The 18,890-nt window shown below is 63.1% G+C and carries 17 protein-coding genes; 10 read left to right on the top strand and 7 right to left on the bottom strand.

Annotated features, from left to right (window positions below):
• Position 1: 1 nt before the first annotated feature.
• Together CSZ94_RS18950 and CSZ94_RS18945 are read left to right on the top strand one after the other, a co-directional pair.
• Entirely contained in the window at positions 2-1,099 is a 1,098-nt protein-coding gene (locus CSZ94_RS18950; RefSeq protein ID WP_102122939.1) for a hybrid sensor histidine kinase/response regulator, read from the top strand.
• Positions 1,092-2,105, top strand: a complete 1,014-nt coding sequence (locus CSZ94_RS18945) for a response regulator (RefSeq protein ID WP_102122938.1) — start codon at positions 1,092-1,094, stop codon at positions 2,103-2,105. The genes CSZ94_RS18950 and CSZ94_RS18945 overlap by 8 nt, the downstream gene beginning before the upstream one ends.
• 58 nt (positions 2,106-2,163) lie before the next feature.
• Here the strand turns inward: CSZ94_RS18945 and CSZ94_RS18940 are convergent, their stop codons facing one another.
• A complete protein-coding gene (locus CSZ94_RS18940) occupies positions 2,164-2,691 on the bottom strand; it encodes an SRPBCC family protein (RefSeq protein ID WP_102122937.1) in 528 nt (175 codons plus the stop codon).
• 213 nt (positions 2,692-2,904) lie between these two features.
• On the opposite strand from CSZ94_RS18940, the gene CSZ94_RS18935 reads away from it, so the two are divergent.
• Together CSZ94_RS18935 and CSZ94_RS18930 are read left to right on the top strand one after the other, a co-directional pair.
• Positions 2,905-3,699 (top strand): DNA/RNA non-specific endonuclease, encoded by a 795-nt coding sequence (locus CSZ94_RS18935; protein WP_102122936.1) that lies wholly within the window; start codon positions 2,905-2,907, stop codon positions 3,697-3,699.
• Between the two features lie 11 nt (positions 3,700-3,710).
• Positions 3,711-3,965: a hypothetical protein gene (locus CSZ94_RS18930; protein WP_102122935.1), complete on the top strand. Its 255-nt coding sequence runs from the start codon at positions 3,711-3,713 to the stop codon at positions 3,963-3,965.
• Between the two features lie 14 nt (positions 3,966-3,979).
• Here the strand turns inward: CSZ94_RS18930 and CSZ94_RS18925 are convergent, their stop codons facing one another.
• The 6 genes from CSZ94_RS18925 to CSZ94_RS18900 all read right to left on the bottom strand — a co-directional run bounded on the left by CSZ94_RS18925 (position 3,980) and on the right by CSZ94_RS18900 (position 12,124).
• On the bottom strand, positions 3,980-6,322 hold the full coding sequence (locus CSZ94_RS18925; protein ID WP_102122934.1) for a M20/M25/M40 family metallo-hydrolase: 2,343 nt from the start codon (positions 6,320-6,322) through the stop codon (positions 3,980-3,982).
• 185 nt (positions 6,323-6,507) lie between these two features.
• Positions 6,508-9,384, bottom strand: coding sequence for a M16 family metallopeptidase (locus tag CSZ94_RS18920; protein ID WP_102122948.1), 2,877 nt, complete (start codon positions 9,382-9,384; stop codon positions 6,508-6,510).
• A gap of 81 nt (positions 9,385-9,465) precedes the next feature.
• The gene (locus tag CSZ94_RS18915; protein WP_102122933.1) at positions 9,466-9,798 is read right to left on the bottom strand and encodes a type II toxin-antitoxin system RelE/ParE family toxin; all 333 of its coding nucleotides are present in this window, start codon (positions 9,796-9,798) and stop codon (positions 9,466-9,468) included.
• A 1-nt stretch (position 9,799) separates the two neighbouring features.
• The gene (locus CSZ94_RS18910) at positions 9,800-10,087 is read right to left on the bottom strand and encodes a type II toxin-antitoxin system Phd/YefM family antitoxin (protein ID WP_102122932.1); all 288 of its coding nucleotides are present in this window, start codon (positions 10,085-10,087) and stop codon (positions 9,800-9,802) included.
• Between the two features lie 72 nt (positions 10,088-10,159).
• Positions 10,160-11,146 (bottom strand): sensor domain-containing diguanylate cyclase, encoded by a 987-nt coding sequence (locus tag CSZ94_RS18905; protein WP_258001083.1) that lies wholly within the window; start codon positions 11,144-11,146, stop codon positions 10,160-10,162.
• Positions 11,147-11,236: 90 nt separating this feature from the next.
• The gene (locus CSZ94_RS18900; RefSeq protein WP_102122931.1) at positions 11,237-12,124 is read right to left on the bottom strand and encodes a sensor histidine kinase; all 888 of its coding nucleotides are present in this window, start codon (positions 12,122-12,124) and stop codon (positions 11,237-11,239) included.
• A gap of 289 nt (positions 12,125-12,413) precedes the next feature.
• Between CSZ94_RS18900 and queE the strand changes: the two genes are divergently transcribed.
• The 6 genes from queE (at position 12,414) to CSZ94_RS18870 (ending at position 18,872) form a co-directional block, all read left to right on the top strand.
• Positions 12,414-13,049 carry a 7-carboxy-7-deazaguanine synthase gene (queE, locus tag CSZ94_RS18895; RefSeq protein WP_102122946.1) on the top strand — a complete coding sequence of 212 codons (636 nt, stop codon included), beginning with the start codon at positions 12,414-12,416 and terminating at the stop codon, positions 13,047-13,049.
• Between the two features lie 21 nt (positions 13,050-13,070).
• Positions 13,071-13,517, top strand: coding sequence for a 6-carboxytetrahydropterin synthase QueD (gene queD / locus CSZ94_RS18890; RefSeq protein ID WP_071077189.1), 447 nt, complete (start codon positions 13,071-13,073; stop codon positions 13,515-13,517).
• On the top strand, positions 13,510-14,019 hold the full coding sequence (tadA, locus tag CSZ94_RS18885; protein ID WP_102122930.1) for a tRNA adenosine(34) deaminase TadA: 510 nt from the start codon (positions 13,510-13,512) through the stop codon (positions 14,017-14,019). Before queD ends, tadA begins: the two co-directional genes overlap by 8 nt.
• A gap of 189 nt (positions 14,020-14,208) precedes the next feature.
• Complete coding sequence (locus CSZ94_RS18880) at positions 14,209-16,572, top strand: TonB-dependent hemoglobin/transferrin/lactoferrin family receptor (protein ID WP_102122929.1); 2,364 nt, start codon at positions 14,209-14,211, stop codon at positions 16,570-16,572.
• 61 nt (positions 16,573-16,633) lie between these two features.
• Positions 16,634-17,791, top strand: coding sequence for a hemin-degrading factor (locus CSZ94_RS18875; protein ID WP_102122928.1), 1,158 nt, complete (start codon positions 16,634-16,636; stop codon positions 17,789-17,791).
• A 163-nt stretch (positions 17,792-17,954) separates the two neighbouring features.
• On the top strand, positions 17,955-18,872 hold the full coding sequence (locus CSZ94_RS18870; RefSeq protein ID WP_102122927.1) for an alpha/beta fold hydrolase: 918 nt from the start codon (positions 17,955-17,957) through the stop codon (positions 18,870-18,872).
• Positions 18,873-18,890: the final 18 nt, after the last annotated feature.

Genomic DNA, 18,890 nt, shown 5'->3' with positions numbered 1-18,890 from the left:
CATGGATAACGATAGCCGCGCCAGCGTGCTGTATGTGGATGACGAAGCGCTGGCCTGCAAGTATTTCGAGCGCGCCATCGGCCAGCGCTACCGCGTGCTGACGGCGCAGAGCGTCGATGCGGCGCTCGCTTTGCTGGCAGACAATGGCGCCCAGGTCGACGTGCTCGTTACCGACTACCGCATGCCGGACCGCCTGGGCAGCGAGCTGCTGCAGGAAGTGGCGCAGCACTATCCGCACATCGTCTGCATGCTGGTGACGGCGTATGCGGACAAGGACGTGCTGCTGGAACTGATCAACGGCGGTTCGCTGTTCCGCCTGCTGGAAAAGCCGCTCGACTTGGCCGCCATGCAAACGGCGCTGCAACTGGCCGTGCAGACGGGACGCGAGCGCGCCGCGCGCCGCCAGGGGCTGGTGGCGATGGAAGAGTCGCTGGCTTTCCTCGCGCATGAATTGAACACGCCGCTGGCGGCCATCGCCAATTTTGCGCGCGGCATCGCGCGGCGCGCGCAGGCAGATTCCGCACCGCAGGCGGAGATCGGCGAAGCGGCCACCTTGATGCACGACAATGCGCGCTATTGTTTGTCCGTGCTGGCCAGCTTTGTCGATACGGTGCGCCTGGCCAGTGCCGGGCCGGGCATGCAGGGCGGACGCCGCGCCGGCAGCGCGCGCCAGTTGCTGGCCGCCTTGCTCGACAGCTACCCCTTGAGCACGGCACAGCGCGCGGCCATCACGCTTGAGCAGGGCGAAGATTTCGCCATTGCCGAGTCGCCCAATTGCGTCGCGCTGATTCTGTCGTCCGTGCTGGCGAATGCCTTGCGCTCGGCCGGTGAGCAAGCTCATCCTGCGATCGGCATCCGTATCGATGCCGGCCGCATCACGGTGCACGACAATGGCGCCGGCATCGCCCCCGAGATTGTTGCGCAGCTGTTGCTTGACCCCGTCAGTGCCAGCGGCGACGAAGGCAAGGGCTGGGGCATGGTGTTTTGCCATCGCATGATGCAGTCGTTCGGCGGCAACCTCGATATCGCCACCGAGTTTGGCAGTTCCACCACGGTAACCCTGAATTTTCCAGTACATATAAGGAACGAGCATGATTGACGCCAATCTGCGTTTACCGGCTCAGCGTGAGCCGGCGCAAGGCTTGCCGACGATACTCTATGTCGATGACGAGGTCAACGCCCTCAAATATTTCCAGCGCGCCATCGCGCCGCTGGCCGACGTGCTGACGGCCACCTCGGTCGAGGAGGGCAAGCGCATCCTCGACGAGCAGGCCGACCGCATTGCCGTGCTGGTGTCGGACCAGCGCATGCCCGGTGCCTACGGCAATGAGCTGCTGTCATACGCCTGGGACCGCTATCCGCACATTGTGCGCATCCTGACCACCGCGTATTCCGAACTGGAGCACACGGTGGAAGCCGTCAACCAGGGGCAGATCCACCGCTACATCCAGAAGCCGTGGGATATCGCGGCCCTGCGCATGGAATTGAAGCAGGCGCTGGAGCTGGCGCGGCTGCGCAATGAACACGCCCAGTTGCTGCGCGAAAAGCTGATGGTGCGCCAGCGGCAAGCCGTCGCCAACCGCATCGGCACCCTGTACACCCTGTGCGCCAGCCTGGCCGGTCCGGAACAGCAACTGCCCGTGGAAGCGTATCTGTCGGCGGCCCTGACGGCCGGCGTCACGCCGCCCGAGCCGGACTGGCTGCTGATGGATTATGCCGACCTAGTCAGTTCGGAAGCCTTCCGCGGCACCGCCTTCGCGGCCGCCGTGCGCCAGCAGCTCGACAAGCTCGAGCGCGAGCATCCGGGGCGTGGCGTGGAGCAAGCGATCGACATGCTGCTGCCCGTGTTTGGCGCGGCACTGCAAAACCAGGGCGGCACGGCGCTGTTCCTCGATGGCCGGCTGCTGACGGAATTCCTGGAAACGCCCACCACCACGCCCGTCTCGTCCATCCACGCATTCTGGCTGGCCAGCTTGCTGTGGCTGGCGCGGCGCGGCTGGTCTTTGCAGCTGAGCAAGACGGAACTGGGCTTGCAGGGCAAGGTGGTGCAGGCTGAGCCGGCGCTCACGCCAGACCACCTGGCCGCCTGGATCGAGCAGTTCTGATCGGGCGCCAACAGAAACAGGGCCGCGCGGGCCCTGTTTCTGTTGGCGGCGGGCGTGCTTAGCGCTCTGCCGCTGCCTTCAGCTTGTTCAAGCCCTTTTCAAAATCCTTGCCTATCATCCTGTCCATGCTGACAAACACCGTCATGACCTTGGTGACGTAAGGGCTGGGGCCCGTCATGGTCCAGTTCACCTTGGTGCTGTCGCCCTCGGGTGTCATGCTGAAGGTGGTGGTGTTATGGCTTTCGAACGGTTTCAGGAAGTCCAGCTTGATGACGGTACGCTCGGGCTGGGCCGCTTCCATGATTTCCATGCTGCCGGCTCCCACCTTGTCGTTGCCTTGCCACGCATATTGCGCGCCCTGGCCGCTGGCCGGTCCCGCAAAGGTGCGGCGCATGGCCGGATCGAGCTTTTCCCATGGCGACCAGGCGGCCCAGTAATGGAAGTCCGTGATCAGGGCGGCGATTTTCTCGGGTGGGGCTTTGATGATGATGTCGCGCTCGACACTGAAGGTGTCGGGCTTGGTGGTGGCATAGCCGAGGATGGCGGCGACGACGACAACAATCAGCAGCAGGGTTTTTTTGATCATATGCTCTCCAAATCTTGAATGGTCGATGCGAACAAATCAAGGCAATCTTAGCAGATATGAATGGCTGTGCGCAGCCTGTTGGCCTTTATTTGCACCAGCTCTGCGCAGGGCCGCCTGCCGCCTGGCACAGACGCACACGCCAGGTTTGTGCCGGTTTGTGGTGAGGGCTCGCGTCCGCTAGAATGCTGGCCTGCAAAGATTTCAGAGGGAAATATGATTCAACGATCGATCGCCAGGCTGACCCTGGCGTGTGGCTTGCTTGCTTGCGCCTTTGCCGCGAACCTGGCGCATGCCGATGCCTGTCCTGCCCATTACGTCGATGGCCGCAAGCCGGAAATCACCAATGCCAAGCTGGACGTGGCGACCACGGAGCTGTGCTACCAGGTGTTTGGCGTGATGCACTCGGGTATTACGCGCACGCCGCTGTGGTCGGCTGAACACTTGACGGCGAACAAGCTGGAAGCGGCGCAGGACTTGTCGCGCCAAAATTCCTTCCATGCCGAACGCAAGTTGCCCGCCGCCCAGCGCGCGGAGCTGGCCGATTATGCGCGCAGCGGCTTCGACCGTGGTCACATGGCGCCGAACGGCGACATGCCGGACCGCCAGAGCCAACGCGACAGCTTTACCCTGGCCAATATGGTGCCGCAGGATGCGCGCAACAACCGCTATGTGTGGGCCGGCATCGAAGGCGCCGTGCGCAAGATGGCGAAGAAGGAGGGCGATTTGTACGTGATCACGGGACCGGCTTTCATTGGCGGCAACTTGCGCAAGGTGGGCAGGGTGATCGTGCCCAGCCACCTGTACAAGGCCGTGTACAGCCCGCGCCAGCGCGCCGGCGCCGCCTACTTCATAGCAAACATCGATACCAAACAATATGAAATACTGAGCATTGCGCAACTGGAAGACAGGATAGGCATCGATCTGTTACCGTCGCTGACGCGGCAGCAAAAGCTGCGCATGCTGAGTTTGCCGAAGATCAATAGCAAGTCCAAAAAAACATCTCCTTGAGAGGAAGTCCCATGTGTGCAAAGAAATTCGTCCCATATGCCAATGAAAGCGATGTGCTGGAGATCGGCGGCCTGAGCATCGAAAACCGCATCGACCGCATCAGCATCAGCGGCGATATCGACCTGACCCTGGACAAGCCGGGCCTGGCACTGGCGAAACAGCTGCAAAAACTGCTGGGCGACGTGGTGGCGCAGCTGGAAAAGCAGGCGCTGCCCGACCAGCTGCCGCCACCCGAAGTGACGTCGGTGGCCAATCCCTTCGAGTGACCCAGGCGTCAGCTCTACTGTGCAGGAGGGGCTACGCGATAGTAGCCCTTCCGGCTGATCTCTTCGGGTGCATTCGCGACTTCATACGCGGTCAGGGCGATGGCGATGGCCGAATATTGCTGCGCTGAACGAAATGGCAGCACATTTTCGTAGGTGTCGAGTACCGTGTGATGCACGCGCGCATAGTCGAAATCGCCGAGCACGGTAAATTTCGGCGTCGGCACGCCATGCAGGCTAAACACGGCGTCATCGCTGCCGGCCCGCGCGTGCATCGCCTTGCTGGCATCGCGCGGCACGTCATTGATAGTCGTGGCGAAGCCGAACACGGGATGGATGTCTTGCAGGGCCTGTTCGACCCGGCCAAACACGCTCTTCCACGCCGTGGGAACCGCGATGCCGTCGATGGCGCCAGGTCGGCCATCGCGGTTGAGCATCATGACGATATTGTTCAACTCACCCGCATGCCGCTCGGCAAAGGCGAACGCACCCTTGCGGCCGATTTCTTCCGCGCCAAAGACCACCAGCATGATGCTGCGGCGCGGCCTGGCATTGGACTTGGCCAGCAGACGCATCGCTTCGAGCATGGTGGATACGCCGCCGCCATTGTCGGCGGCGCCCGTGCCGCCATCGTAGCTGTCGAGGTGGGCGCCGATCAGCACGACTTCTTCCGGCTTTTCCGTGCCGGGAATGCGGGCGACGACGTTGTGATAGGTCACCGGGCCCGGATAGAACCAGTTGCGGATGTCAAATTCCAGGGTGACCGCTTCGGCGCGCGCCAGGCGCTGGCGGATGTCGGCGTATTGTGGCGCGGCCAGCTTGATGTCGGGCAGGGTGGGCAGGGTCGCCCAGGTGGCGGGCGCCGCGCTGGCGGCATACAGCGGTTCTTCGCCAGACTGGATGGTGCCCAGCGCCCCGGCCTCCATCAACACCCGGGTGATGGCCCTGGGCTTGTGGAGGGACGTCCCGTCGCGCCCGCCGCCGCTGTTTTCGCCGCCGATCAGCACCCATTTTCCCTTGAATTGCGCAGCGCGCTCCTGCGCCTCTTCCAGGGTGGCCGGTCCCACGGTGGCCAGCCCCTGCTGCACGCCACGCGTGCCGGCCGAATAGGCGGGCGTCGCCATGCGCAGCGGCTGTTCCCGGGGCGCCAGCATCTTGCCCGACCAGGGCCCGCGATTGAAGCCGACGGGCATGGCACCGGCTTCTTCCAACTCGGCCTGCACCCCCCATTGCTGCAGTTGCATGCGCGCCCATTGCGCCGCATGCGTGTAGGCATCGCTGCCGGCCATGCGGCCGCCGAAGCGGTTGCTCAGGATGTCGAGCCAGTCCATGGCGCGCGGGTCGCTGGTGCCCAGCGCCACAATTCGGCGCGCCGTGGCGTCGCCAGATGGCGATGGCGCGCCGGCGATGCGCGCATCCCTGCCGGACAGCGTGGCCAGGAAGGCGGGCAGCCTGTCCTGCCGGCGCGCCGCCAGCGCTGCGTCCAGCTTTGCGGAGCGGTAACGGCTATCCTGGCGCAGCAGTGTGTCGTAGGCGTGCAGCACGCCCTGCATGCCCGCCAGGTCGCAATCGCCTTGCTGCCGGGCCTGGTCCGGATGGTCGATCTGGAAGGCCATCACGCTGGCCAGGTACTGGAAGCGCAGCGCCTCGCGGGTGGCGGGCGTGGGGGCGGTGTTCAGCCAGTCATCGGTCAGGCTGGCGCCAAACGTGAGGTCGGGAATGGCCTCGATCCATGCGCTGAGCCAGGCGCCATCGCGCTCTTGCAGCGCCAGCGGATCGTGCTGCGCCGCAACGGCCATCTGCACCACGCGCGCGCGTTCGGCCGGCGTCGAGGGGCCGCGCGCGGAGGTGCTTGCAGCAGTTTCCGGCAACGCGGCCGGCAGCGCCGGCGGCACATAGCGCTCCTGGAGCCGCCTGCCGGTCACGGGCTTGGGTTCGCTCTCATCGGTTTCGACCAGGCGTACGCCGCTCAGTACCTTGCCTTTGGCCTGCAAGGTCCAGCGTATTGTCACCTCAGTGCTGATGTCCTTGCCGTTCCTCCCCGTGCTGACGCGCTTGCCGCCATGCCTGAAGACGGTGCCGGCGGGGCCGGGCGTGCCGTTGACCGTGCGCGGCGAGGTAAGCTGGCCCTGCTCATCGAGCCAGGATATCGTCGCGCGCAAGCTGCCTCGCTCTTCGGTGATGTCGAGTATGCCTGTGTCGATCAGGTCGATGTCGACGCCGTTCGTCGTCGTCGTGCCCGTTGCCGTCTGGAATTGCCAGTGTCCCGCAAGGGCCGGTGTCTGGGCGTACAGGGTGGCGGGTAGTGCGGCAGCGGCGAGGACGCAACTGGCGTAAAGGTGGGGAGGGAACAGCTGCATGGTTATCCTTGTCATGGTTTTCACTGGGGAAGAGTCGAAAAACAGTATGCAGATAACCAGATTGCCAAGATGCTACTTTCCGACCAAGACCGGGATTTGCTGCCTGAAGGCGGGTTTGGCCGCGCCGAAGAACAGACCAACCTCGTCCGGCAAGCTGCATCGGACGAGCTTGATCTGGCACAAACTTACTTCGCGAACGCCTGCGCCGCCGGCGTCACGGTGACGGCTTCCCGCTTGATGTGCAGCTGCATCGCGCCGATGACCTTGTCTTCATCGAGCAGCGCCTGCGGCTTGTTGCCGTCGTACTTGATGGGCGAAAACGCGTCGCTGACGAGCTTTTCTTTCAAGCCGGCCGCATCCTTGGCGACGATCACCACGGACAGGTTCTGCGCCGACAAATGCTGTTTGATGGCCCGGTTGACGTCCGCCAGCGTCAGTTTCGATAGGCCATCACGCATCAGCTTGGTAAATTCCGGCGTGCCATACCATTGTGAATCGAGCGCATAACCGAGTTGCTGGTCTTGCGTCGAGGTCATGACGAACACGTTTTTCATCAGGTAGTCGCGCGTGGTGGCGAAATCGTCCTGCGTCAAGCCGTTGTCGATGAGCTTGCCCAATTCCGTCAGGGCCACGCGCAGCGCGAAGTGGGCATTGTCCGGCGCTACGGGGCGTATCCAGATTTCGAACAGCTGCGCCTTGCGGCCCAGGTTCGGGTTCGGGAAGAACTGATACATGCCGCGCGGGAAGGCTTCGATGTACGCGTAATCGCCATAGTTCATGCCGCGCAGCTCGCGGATGCGCTGGTACAAGTAGGAATTCGAGGCGCGGTGTTCGCCCAGCCACGTTTTCGCCAGCCACAGGGCGGGGAAGTCCGGGTGCGTGCGCGTCACCTCCAAAGGCAGGCCGAAGGAAATGGCCGTGGCGCGCGTGTTCTTTTCGATGATTTCCACTTCCAGTCCCTGTGCCTTGCGGCCCGCAGGTTTCACGCTGGCCGGCAAGCCGGGGCCGGCCGGCAAGCTTGCCAGCGCCTGCGTCAGCGAGGCCGTCATGGCGTCGGACACGTCGCCGGAAATGCCCACCTTGACGGCGCCTTGCGCATACGCGCTCTTCCAGAACTGTTTTACGTCGTCGAGGGTGATGGCGTCGATGCCGGCGAGCGTGCCCAGCACCGGGTGGCCATACGGCGTGCCTGCATACACATTGGTTTGCAAGCGTTCCTTGGCGAATTCCTCTTCGTTATTGTCCTTCAGGTCCAGCAGCAGCGCGTTCTTTTGCGCATCCTTCAGGCGGCGAAAATCGTCTTCACGGAAGCCGGGCGACAGCAGCAGCGGCAGGGCGATGGCGTTGAACTGCGTCCAGTTATCCTTGTGGATGGAGCCCGTAAACGTCGTCATTTCCTTGTCCGTCTGCTGGCTGAAACTGCCGGCCAGCGGGAACAGGGCCTGGTTGACTTCATCGATCTTGCGTTCGGACGAGCCACCGGACGCCACCATGGCGGCTGTCAGCGCGGCCAGGCCTTCCTTGCCTTGCGGGTCTTGCGCGGAACCGGCCGTAAACAGCAGCTTGTAGCGGATTTGCGGCAGCGCCGATTTTTGCACCAGCACGTCGAACTTCGCGTTCGAGGCGGCCGGCAGCAGGCTGGCCAGTGTCGGCGTTGTGGCGATGGCGGCCGCCATCGGCTGGTGCGACAGGGTGGTCACCACCAGGCCGTCGTCCGTCAGGTATTTGCGCGCGGCCGCCTGCAGGTCGGCCGGCGTGAGCGTATCGATCAGGCGGTAGTACTGGTTGATGGTGGCATACGAGCGGTCGAAATGCACGAAGGACGCCAGGGTGCCGGCGATCTGCTCGGTGTTGTCGAGCGAGCGGATCAAACCATATTTTTCCGCCGACTTGGCGTCCGCCAGGTCTTTTTCGCTCACTGGCGTGTCGCGCAGCTGCGCCACGGTGGCCAGGATGGCGTCGCGCACGTAGACGGCGTCATCGATGTCTTTCACGCGCGCGCCCAGCACGGCCAGCGTCGGGTCGACCCGGTCCGGCGTCATGTCGAACAACTGGTCGACCTTTTGCTCATTTTGCACCAGGCGCTTGTACAGCGGCGAAGTGCGGCCGAACGACAGCGACAGCAACGTCGCCAGCGCCGCCTGGTCCTTGTCCTTCACGGAAAACGCGGGTGCGTGGAAGCCCACGGCCACCCATGGCAGGGTCGGCGTGGGCCAGGCCACGTGCTTGTAGACGGGACCATGCGGCTTTGGCTCCACGGGTACGGCGGCCTGCTGCTTGCCGCGCTGCCAGGCGCTCCAGTATTTTTCCACCAGCGCGATGGCTTGCTGCGGCTCGACGTCGCCGGCGATGATGATGGTGGTGCGCTCGGGACGGTACCAGCGGTCGAAGAAGAGCTTCGAATACGCGTACTGGTTCGGCATGTCTTCGATGTCCTGGATGAAACCCATCGTCGTGTGCTTGTAGGTATGCGTGGTGTAGGCGCTGTCGCGCATCACTTCGAACAGTTTCGAGACGGGATTGGCGCTGTTCTTGTTGTATTCGCCCAGCACGGCCCGCGATTCCGTCTTGAACGCGTCTTCCGCGTAATCGAGGTGCTGGAAGCGGTCCGCTTCCACCTTCAGCACGGTTTCCAGGTCTTGCTTGGCAAACGTGGTGTGGTAATTGGTCAAATCGTCGCTGGTATAGGCATTCTGGCGCGCGCCGGCGCGGGTGATGACTTCCTGGTATTTCTCGGGCGGATAAGCCTTGGTGCCACGGAACATCATGTGCTCGAAGAAATGCGCGAAACCGGACTTGCCCGGCTCGACTTCATTGCGCGAACCCGTCTGCACGGGAATCTGCAGCGAGACCAGGTTGGGGAAGCCGGTCGGTACGATGATGATTTTCAAGCCGTTGGGCAAGGTCTTTTCCGTGGCCTTGAATGGCAGCAAATCGGCCTTGCTGGCAGTGGCGCTGTGGGGGGCAGCCGGTTTGACGGGTGCGGCGCCCAGGTTCGACGAGGCCATGGCCGACAGGGCCAAGGCGAAAGCAGGTAATAAAGCGGGCATGATTCTTGACACGAAGCCTCCTTCTTTTTTGGATGTGATGAAAGTGCAACGCCGCAGCATAGAATATTCATGCCGCCGTGCATAGGGGCGTGACTAAAAGTCGGGCCGCAGGATGCGCGTGGTGAGATGGCTGAGGAAGTCGCGCCGGGTGGGCAGGAACATGCGGATATACACGATGTCATGTGCACGGTCATGCTGGTAGACAATGCGAATCTCTTCACACAGGCGTTGCCGCACATCCATGCCGACTTCACGGGCGGCCTCGATGGGGGTGCCGCTGTCGGGAAAAGTCTTGAGGTCAGCGAATAATTGCCGGAAAGCGCAGCTGAAGTGTGCGTACGCCGCTGCTGTGTGGCGTGTCCTGAAGTCGCTGCGCAATTCTCTGAAATCGGCCTCGGCGCTTTTCAGCACGACGATGCGCGCCATGTCAGTCCTGGTCGAGGCTGGCCAGGAAGTCTTCTTCGGACACCACGTCGCCGCGCGCGATGTCCTGGTTGCCCATGGCGATCAGCTTCATGAACGCATGCTGTTCCTGCATCTGCCGCGCTTGCCGCTTGCCTTCCTGATACGCGTGCATGGACAGCACGACCATCTTCGCTTCGCCATTTTGCGTGATGATGATGGGCTCGTCCTGGCCCGCGTCAAAGCTGTTGACGATTTCCTTGGTATTGGCCTTGAGGTAGGAAATCGGCTTGATGCGTTCCTTGAGGTCCATGGCGGCTCCGAATAAGAAAGAAAACTGTGGCAGGACTAAATATACACCAAATTTGGTCGTGTTTCCCGATGCTTACGTGAGCGTCGTTTCCGGCAGGCTGATGCGGTTGCGGCCCAGGTGCTTGGCGCGGTACAGGGCGCAGTCGGCCGTGTGGATCAATTGCCCCGGTTGCGTGCCGGGGCCGGGCAGGGCCGTGGCGGCGCCGATGCTGACGGTGACGCAGGCGCCGTCGGGGCGCTTGCGCGGCAGTTGCAGCCGTTCCACGCGCTGGCGGATGCGTTCGGCCACGATGGCCGCGCCCTTCAGCGACTGGTTCGGCAGGATGACGGCAAATTCTTCGCCGCCATAGCGGGCCACCATGTCGTTCGCGCGCATTTCGCTGGCCACGGCGCCGGCCACCTTGCGCAGGCACAGGTCGCCGCCCTGGTGTCCGTGGCAGTCGTTGTACTCCTTGAAATTGTCGACATCGACCATCAGCAGCGACAGGGGCTGGCCCTGCCGCTGGGCGCGCTGCCACTCGGCCAGGATGGTATCGTCGAAGCAGCGCCGGTTCGCCAGGCCAGTCAGGCCATCGCGCGTGGCCAGGCGTTGCAGTTCCACCTGCGCGCGCTTTTCTTCGGTCATGTCGCGCAGGGTTTCGACCACGGCGATCAGTTCGTCGCCATTGCCGTAGATGGGACTGGCATCGACGGCCAGGTAGCGCCGCCGCCCCGTGCGCGGCATGTCGCACCAGTTTTCCGCGCACAGATTGCTACCCGTGCTGCTGCGGTATCGCTGCTGTGCATGCAGCGCCCGCAGGTCGCCGCCGCGACCGGCAAGCAGCAGGTCGGCCAGGGTGGGGCGCTCGTCGTTGTAAAAGCAGCGGCCCGGCTCGTGCGTGCCCAGTACTTCGCTGGCCGGCACGCCCGTCAGGTGCGCGCAGGCGCGGTTCCAGATCATGACACGGCCATGCACATCGAGGACAAAGGTGGGCACCACCAGCAACTCCATCATCTTGACGGCAAAACCCTGGGCTTCATCGCAGGGCGATGCGCTGGCATGTGCATGGCTATCCGGCATGGATGCATCCTTCTTGGGCGTGAATGGGGACTGGCTCGTTGGCCATGATGCAGCGTGGAGTAGAGATGGTGTTGATATTGAGCAATATTTTCAGCGTTGGAGCATCGCTTCGGCGTAGCAGCGTGGCAGGGGCAGAGAAAGGTGCAAGGTAGTGCCGGCGCCGCTGAGACCATCGATGTGCAGCTTGCCGCCGGCGGCCGCCACGCGCTCGTGCATGCCGGACAGGCCGCAACCGAGGCGCGGCGGCGAGCCCGCCAGCCCGACGCCGTCGTCGCTGATGCGGCATGCCAGGGTGTCGCCCGCTTGCTGCAGGCACAGCGGGACATGCGAGGCGCGCGCATGGCGGGCGATATTGGCCAGCGCTTCCTGCAGCGCGTGGTACAGCAGGGGGCCGTGCGCGCGGCCGGCGGCGGCGTCGAGCCGGTAATCGCTGCTGCAGTCGATGCCCGTGCTGCGCTGGAAGTCCGCCAGCAAGGCGTCGCACGCCGCTTGCAGGCCTGCATCGAGGGCGGGCGGGCGCAGGTCGTGGATGACGCGGCGCAGGGCCGCGATGCCGAGATCGACATTGCGCATCATCACGGCCAGTTGCCGCGTCAGCTGCGGCGTGGCGCCAGACGTGCTGGCCTGCAGCATGGACAGGTCGATTTTCAGGGTCAGCAAATGCTGGCCCAGGTCGTCGTGGATGTCGCGCCCGATGCGCCGGCGTTCCTGCTCGCGCGCCTTGCGCTGCCCGCTGGCCAGGCGCGTTTGCTCGGCGTCCGCGCGCAGTTGTTCCAGCGCCTGCCGGCGCAGCGCAAGCCGGTGCTGGCGCCACAGCAACAGGGTCAGCGCGGCCAGCAGGATGTCACATGCCGCCATCAAGGTGCCGGGTGTGTCTGCCGGCAGCATCGGCACGGTGTGCAGGATAGTGATTGCGCCGGCCGCCAGGCAGGCCAGGATGCTCAGGCGGTAGGGTGGGCGTAGCCAGCGTTGCAGCATATCCTTGCTCCCTAAATGTTTTCCAGCAGGCAATGTTCTTACAGAAAATATATTAACTTTGGCTTGTTTATATTGTCTAAACGCAAAAGCTACGCAGTTATGCCTGCCGCTGTGGCTTTCTTGTCCGTTGATGCTGCGGCGCCAGTTGGCGGCCACGGCATTTGCACGGGAAGTGTCGCACCGGCATATAATAGAGGGTTGTCAATCGGCTTTTGCGGTGATGGCGCTGTGCGCCGGCATCGCTGCGGACGTCCTGCGCGAGGACGCCAGCCAGCTCTTAGGAAATACAGTGACTTATAGCATCAAAGAGATTTTTTACACCCTGCAGGGCGAAGGTGCGCACGCGGGCCGTCCGGCCGTGTTTTGCCGCTTTTCCGGCTGCAACCTGTGGACGGGCCGCGAAAGCGACCGCGCCACCGCCGTGTGCCAGTTCTGCGACACGGACTTCGTCGGCACGGACGGCGAACTGGGCGGCAAGTTCAAGACGCCGCAGGAACTGGCCGCCTTGATCGACAGCCTGTGGCCGGCCAGCTACGCGCCCAGTAAATACGTGGTGTTTACGGGCGGCGAGCCGTTGCTGCAACTGGACACGGCCCTGATCGACGCCATGCACGCGGTGGGCTTTACCATCGCCATTGAAACCAACGGTACCTTGCCCGTGCCGGCCGGCGTGGACTGGATCTGCGTCAGCCCGAAGATGGGTGCCACGCTGGTCGTGCACAAAGGCAATGAAATCAAGGTCGTCATCCCCCAGTTCCAGCAAGACCTGGCCGACTACGAAGGACTCGACTTCGAGAACTTCTTCGTGCAGGCGATGGATGGCCCCCTGGCCGCGCACAACATGAAACTGGCTATCGAAACGTGCAAAAGCAACCCGAAGTGGAAGCTGAGCCTGCAAACCCATAAACTCCTGCAAATTCCTTAATTAGGTAGTATTCACAACAATATGCTGACGATCACACGCAAGCTCGAATTCGACGCGGGCCACCGCATTCCCGACCATAAAAGCCAGTGCCGCAACTTGCACGGCCACCGCTACACGGTGGAAATCACCCTGGTCGGCAAGGTCATCGAAGCGGAAGGCAATTCCGACAATGGCATGATCATGGACTTTTCCGACGTGAAAACCCTGGCCAAGCAGCATTTGGTCGATGTGTGGGACCACGCCTTCCTCGTTTATGAAAAGGATGTGGCCGTGCGCGACTTCCTGGCCAGCCTGCCCGACCATAAAACCGTCGTCATCGACCGCATCCCGACGGTGGAAAACCTGGCGCGCATCGCCTTCGAGATCCTGAAAGCGGCGTTTACCGACCATTTCGGCACGGGTTTGCACCTGCATAAGCTGGTATTGCATGAAACGCCGAATTGCTGGGCAGAAGTGACCGATGACTGAAATGCACGCTGGCGCGCAGGACGCACGCTACATGCAACTGGCCCTGGAGCAGGCCCAGCACGCGTGGGACCTGGGCGAAGTGCCCGTCGGCGCCGTCGTCGTCAAGGATGGGGAAGTCATCGCCGTGGGCTACAACCAGCCCATCGGCCGCCACGACCCTACGGCGCACGCGGAAGTGATGGCCTTGCGCGCGGCCGCCGAAAAGCTGGGCAACTACCGGCTGCCCGGCTGCGAACTGTACGTGACCCTGGAACCGTGCGTGATGTGCTCGGGCGCCATGCTGCATGCGCGCCTGGCGCGCGTGGTGTACGGCGCGGGCGACCCGAAGACGGGCGCCTGCGGTTCCGTGCTGAACCTGTTTGAGCAACCGGCCTTGAACCACCAGACGGCCTTCAAAGGGGGCGTGCTGGCCGACGAGTGCGGCGCCTTCCTCAAGCGTTTCTTTGCCGAGCGCCGCCGCGCGCAGGCGGAAGCGCGCAAGCTGGCCAATCCGCAAGGTTGAGGCCAGTCCTGCCAGCCCAACCCGGCTGGCACTTTTACAACTGTTGCGAAATAACATCTGTCTAGACCAATTGTCATTCTCAAATGAGAATGATTCGTGTTACAGTATTGTTTTCGCCAGCAAACTTCCCTCACGCCTTGGCGTTGATTCGGGTGCAAGAGCCAGCCTTTACTCTTCCACCGGATCATCATGACTACAGTGCTTCTGCAGCGCTCCGCTGCACCCGTTGTATCCCCCGCGCCACTTCCCGCTCGCCGCCACAATCTGGTGCTGCGCGCCGCCTTGCTGGGCCTGTTTGCCGCGCCGCTGTTGCCGCTGCATGCGCAAACCACCGCCATCAACGCGGGCACGGCCGCCCAGGAACCGGCCAAGTTGCCCGTGTTTCCGGAAATCGTCGTCAATGCCAAGCAGGACTATGAACGCCGCGCCGGCACCAGGACGGTGATCCGCAGCGATGCGCTGGAGCGCCGCAACGTGACGGACATGGGCGGCATCGTGCGCTACCAGAGCCTGATCAGCGCGCCGATGGCGGCCTCGGGCGGCGGCGGCATCTGGGATGGCGCGGGTAACACCGGTTACAACATCCGTGGCCTGGAAGGCAACCGGGTCAGCCTGGATGTCGACGGCATTTCCCTGCCGGATGCGGCGCCCAAGCCGGATGGCACGACCCTCAATGCCTTCGGCACGGGCCGCGATTATTTCGATCCTGAAACTTTCCGCGAAGTGCGTATCGATTCGGGCACGACGGCCGCCAGCGGCGCCAATCCCGGCCTGGGTGGCGGCGTGGCCTTCATCACCAAGTCGCCGGAAGACTATCTGGGCGAAGGGCAAGACCATTACGTGGCCTATAAATACGGCCGCGCCACGGCCGACCGCAGCAATGCGCACACCGTGACGGGCGCGGCCAAGATAGGCGCCACCTTGCAAGGTCTGGCCGTGTACGTGCGCCGCGATGGCGAGCAGATGGATAGTCGCGGCACCACGCCGCCCAATCCCGATGACTGGCACTCGAACGCCTTGCTGTCCAAGCTGGTATGGGCCTTGCCGGGCGAACAAACGCTGGATTTGACGCTCGACATGTTCGAGCGCAAGAACAAGCGCGATCTGCGCAACAAGGTCAGCGCCATGTATCCGGAGGGCGTGCAGCAGGACTCCAGCACCAAGCGCACGCGCGTCAGCCTGGGCCACGATGTGGTGCTGAAGGATTTCGCCCTGTTCGACCGCCTGACCTCGAAAGTCTATCTGCAGAATGCGAAAACCGGGGACCAGACGCGGGGGCGCTATGTGTATCGAGGCACCTTCTTGCGCGCCATCGACACCAGCTTCAAGAACGACAGCATCGGGCTGACGTCGCAAGCGTTCAAGCAAGTCAATGCCGATAACGCGCTGCTGTATGGCGTGCAGCTGGAGCAGGGAAAATCGCGCCGTCCCTGGGTGGAGGACCGCACGGTGGTCGCCACGGGCGCGCACCAGATCACGCGCAAGAACCGCATGGCCGACATGGACAGTACCAAGCTGGCGCTGTATGTGCGCGACGACTACAGTTTCAATGTGGGCGGCAAGAAGGCGGTCCTGACGCCGGGCTTGCGTGCCGACTACCGCAAGAATGCGCCGAAAAACCTGCAAAACTACGTGCTCGCCGTGCCGAACGCGGCCAAGGAAGTGCGCAAGGAAAGCGATAGCTATGTCACGCCCAGCCTGAGCCTGTCCGTGGAAGTGCTGCCGCAAATCAATGCTTACGCCACCTTTACCCGCGGCACGCGCCTGCCGACGCCCGCCGAGCGCACAGGCACCTACGATTCCTTCAGCTATACGGGCACGGGTACCGGCTATGCCATCCTGGGCAATGCCAATTTGCGCAAGGAAACCAGCAAGGCCTACGAGCTGGGCTTGAAGGGTGATGTCGCCAAGGGCTTGAGCATGCAGGCGTCCGTCTACCAGACGCAATACAAGGACATGATCGAGTATGTGATGCAAGAGGACGATCCCGTGAACTATCCCACTATCGTGCAAGGCTTGTTCCGTCCGGAAAATATCGGCAATGCCCGCACCTGGGGCGCCGAGCTGACCCTGCGCGCGGAACTGGGCGCCTGGGTGCCGGTCATGCAGGGCTATCACGTGGACCTGGCCACGGGCGTGGCCAAAGGGCGCTCCTTCAATACCCTGACGGGTGACAGCGGCGGCCTGAACTCGGTGGCGCCGGCCAAGACGGCGCTGACCTTGGGCTACGATCACGCTAATCAACTGTTCGGCCTGGCGCTGACGGCCGTGCACGCCGGTGAAAAACAGGCGCCGAACGACTTGCTCATGGGCACGACCGCGCCGCGCTTCACCGTGCCGTCCTACACCATCTTCGACTTGTCGAGCTACTGGAACGTGCACAAGAACGCCAAGATCATCGTCGGCGTGTACAACCTGACGGATCGCAAGTACTGGGATTACGCCGCCTCGCGCAGCCTGGCGGCCGGCACCACGGTGGCCAGCCGCGCCGAGATCGAACGCTACGCCAAGCCTGGCCGCAACGTCGCTGCCAGCCTCAGCATCAACTATTGATGTTTACCGGGGAGGGGTGCTTGCCCCTCTTTTTTTCCATGTTTGATTGAATGGTCTCTCTATGAAGTTATCCAAACTCGTTCTATCCCTGCTAGGCAGCCTGCTGATTGCAAACGCAACGGCGGCCCCAGCCACCCTGGCGGAACGCTGGTCCACCTTGCGCACGGAACAGCCGAAACTGCAGATCCGCGACGCGGCGCGCGCGCTGGGTGTATCCGAAGCGCAATTGCTGGCAAGCAATATCGGCAAGGGCGTCACGCGCCTGCAGGCGGACGGCAACGTGCCGCGCGAAATCATGCGCGCCGCGCTGGACCTGGGCCTGGTGCAAGCGATCACGCGCAATGAAAACGGTGTCATCGAAACGACGGGCGTTGCCAGCAAGTTCAAGCAGGCGGGCGACAAGTCCGAGCAAGCCGATGCCAAGCAAGACCCGGAAGCGCAAGCGCGCCAGCGCAATATTGCGGGCGGCTATCTGGGTGGAGCGATCGACCTGCGTTTCCACTTTGAACACTGGAAATACGCCTTTGCCGTGGAGCAAGCAGGCCGCGATGGCAAGCCGACGCGCAGCCTGCAGTTTTTTGACGCCAACGGCACGGCCGTGCACAAGATTTATCTTCGCAACGAAGCGGGCGTGGCCGTCTACGACAAGCTGCTGGCAAACTTCCGCATGCCTCAGCAAAGCGGGGAATTGAACGTGCTGGCCGTGGCGCAGAAAGCGGCCGAGAAGCCGGATGCCGAGATCGACGTCAAGGAATTCCAGTTGGCCTGGAAAGACATGACGGACGTGCACCAGTTTGCGCAAATCATGCGCGAATTCCATTTGACGCGCGAACAGGCGCTGCGCCTGGCGCCGGCCGGCGTGGTCGAGCGCGTGACGCCCGCAGCGCTGCGTACCCTGCTGGAAAACGCGGCAAAGGACAAGGTCGCCATCATGGTGTTCCTGGGCAATGAAGGCTTGACGCAGATCTACAGCGGCAAGATCGAGAAAACCATGGCCGCCGGCGGCTTCTTCAACGTGCTGGACCCGGACTTCAACCTGCACATCCGCGACACGGCGCTGCGCAGCGGCTGGGTCGTCAGGCGGGGCGGTGTCACTTCGGTCGAATTTTTCGATAACGACGGCACGCAAGTGGTCTCCTTCTTCGGCGTGCGCGAGCGGGGCAAACCGCAGCCGCAAAGCTGGGTGGAGCTGGCCGACTCCTTGCCAAAAGCCAAGTAAGCAGCAGCGTTGGGACTGCAGCGTTGCCGCCCGGCGTACCGGCGCGGCAACACTTGAGTTCGACTTCCACATGAGTTGAGATGGCACTATCGCAATAGTGGTATGCTGATTCCAAGGCCGCAGCGATCGTGCCTGCGTGCTGGTTCCTGGAAGAGAGGCTATCATGGCAACCATCATGGCGAACGGCCTCAACATAGCTTATGAAAGCCACGGCAACCCGGATAACCCGTGTGTGCTGCTGATCATGGGCCTGGGCATGCAACTGATCGCCTGGCCGGCGGACTTCGTCGAAGGCATCGTCGAGCAAGGTTTTCGCGTTGTGCGTTTCGACAACCGCGACAGCGGCCTGTCGAGCAAGATGGCGCAGGCGGGCAAGCCGTATTTGCCGCTGGCCTTCGTGAAAAACCTCATCGGCTGGCCCCTGAAAACCTCCTACACCCTGAATGACATGGCGGACGATGCGCTGGGCTTGCTGGCGGCCCTGCGCATTGCCCAGGCGCACGTGATCGGCGTGTCGATGGGCGGCATGATCGCGCAAGTGATGGCGGCGCGCGCGCAGCAGCAGGTGCTCAGTCTGACTTCCATCATGTCGAGCAGCGGTCGGCGCGGCTTGCCCGGCCCCACGCGGGCGGCGCGCAGTGCTTTATTGCAACGTCCGAAACGCAATGCCAGCCGCGCCGAACTGATGGCGCACATGGCTGCCACCGTGCGCGTCATCGGTAGCCCCGCCTATCCCGTCTCGGAAAAACTGCTGTACCAGCGCATCGAGGCGGCGTTGCAGCGGGGCAGCTGCCCCGAAGGCGTGGCGCGGCAAATGGTGGCGATTGCCGCCTCGGGCGAGCGCACGGCCTTGCTGCCGAGCATCAGCTGCCCGGCATTGGTGATCCATGGCGCCGCCGATCCCCTGATTCCCGTCGCCTGCGGCATCGATACGGCGGCGCTGATCCCGGGCGCCCGACTGGAGGTGATCGAAGGCATGGGGCACGATATGCCGCCCCAGCTGATCGAGCGTCTGCTCGCCTTGATCGATGTGCATCTGCAAGGTAAGATGGCACCCCAGATGCGCTCCCAGCCAGCTTGAAAGTAACTAGGCGCGCCC

It is taken from the genome of Janthinobacterium sp. ROICE36 (assembly GCF_002869965.1).
Lineage (GTDB): Bacteria > Pseudomonadota > Gammaproteobacteria > Burkholderiales > Burkholderiaceae_D > Janthinobacterium.
This window is presented reverse-complemented; position numbering and strand designations above follow the sequence as displayed.

Bases quoted from the DNA above. Each gene is read 5' to 3' on its own strand.
- CSZ94_RS18925 (WP_102122934.1), bottom strand. From the start codon at position 6,322: ATGCAGCTGTTCCCTCCCCACCTTTACGCCAGTTGCGTCCTCGCCGCT.
- CSZ94_RS18880 (WP_102122929.1), top strand. From the start codon at position 14,209: ATGACTACAGTGCTTCTGCAGCGCTCCGCTGCACCCGTTGTATCCCCC.
- queD (WP_071077189.1), top strand. From the start codon at position 13,071: ATGCTGACGATCACACGCAAGCTCGAATTCGACGCGGGCCACCGCATT.
- CSZ94_RS18905 (WP_258001083.1), bottom strand. From the start codon at position 11,146: ATGCCGGATAGCCATGCACATGCCAGCGCATCGCCCTGCGATGAAGCC.
- CSZ94_RS18945 (WP_102122938.1), top strand. From the start codon at position 1,092: ATGATTGACGCCAATCTGCGTTTACCGGCTCAGCGTGAGCCGGCGCAA.
- CSZ94_RS18930 (WP_102122935.1), top strand. From the start codon at position 3,711: ATGTGTGCAAAGAAATTCGTCCCATATGCCAATGAAAGCGATGTGCTG.
- CSZ94_RS18910 (WP_102122932.1), bottom strand. From the start codon at position 10,087: ATGGACCTCAAGGAACGCATCAAGCCGATTTCCTACCTCAAGGCCAAT.
- CSZ94_RS18940 (WP_102122937.1), bottom strand. From the start codon at position 2,691: ATGATCAAAAAAACCCTGCTGCTGATTGTTGTCGTCGTCGCCGCCATC.
- CSZ94_RS18900 (WP_102122931.1), bottom strand. From the start codon at position 12,124: ATGCTGCAACGCTGGCTACGCCCACCCTACCGCCTGAGCATCCTGGCC.
- CSZ94_RS18870 (WP_102122927.1), top strand. From the start codon at position 17,955: ATGGCAACCATCATGGCGAACGGCCTCAACATAGCTTATGAAAGCCAC.
- CSZ94_RS18935 (WP_102122936.1), top strand. From the start codon at position 2,905: ATGATTCAACGATCGATCGCCAGGCTGACCCTGGCGTGTGGCTTGCTT.
- CSZ94_RS18875 (WP_102122928.1), top strand. From the start codon at position 16,634: ATGAAGTTATCCAAACTCGTTCTATCCCTGCTAGGCAGCCTGCTGATT.
- CSZ94_RS18915 (WP_102122933.1), bottom strand. From the start codon at position 9,798: ATGGCGCGCATCGTCGTGCTGAAAAGCGCCGAGGCCGATTTCAGAGAA.
- CSZ94_RS18950 (WP_102122939.1), top strand. From the start codon at position 2: ATGGATAACGATAGCCGCGCCAGCGTGCTGTATGTGGATGACGAAGCG.
- tadA (WP_102122930.1), top strand. From the start codon at position 13,510: ATGACTGAAATGCACGCTGGCGCGCAGGACGCACGCTACATGCAACTG.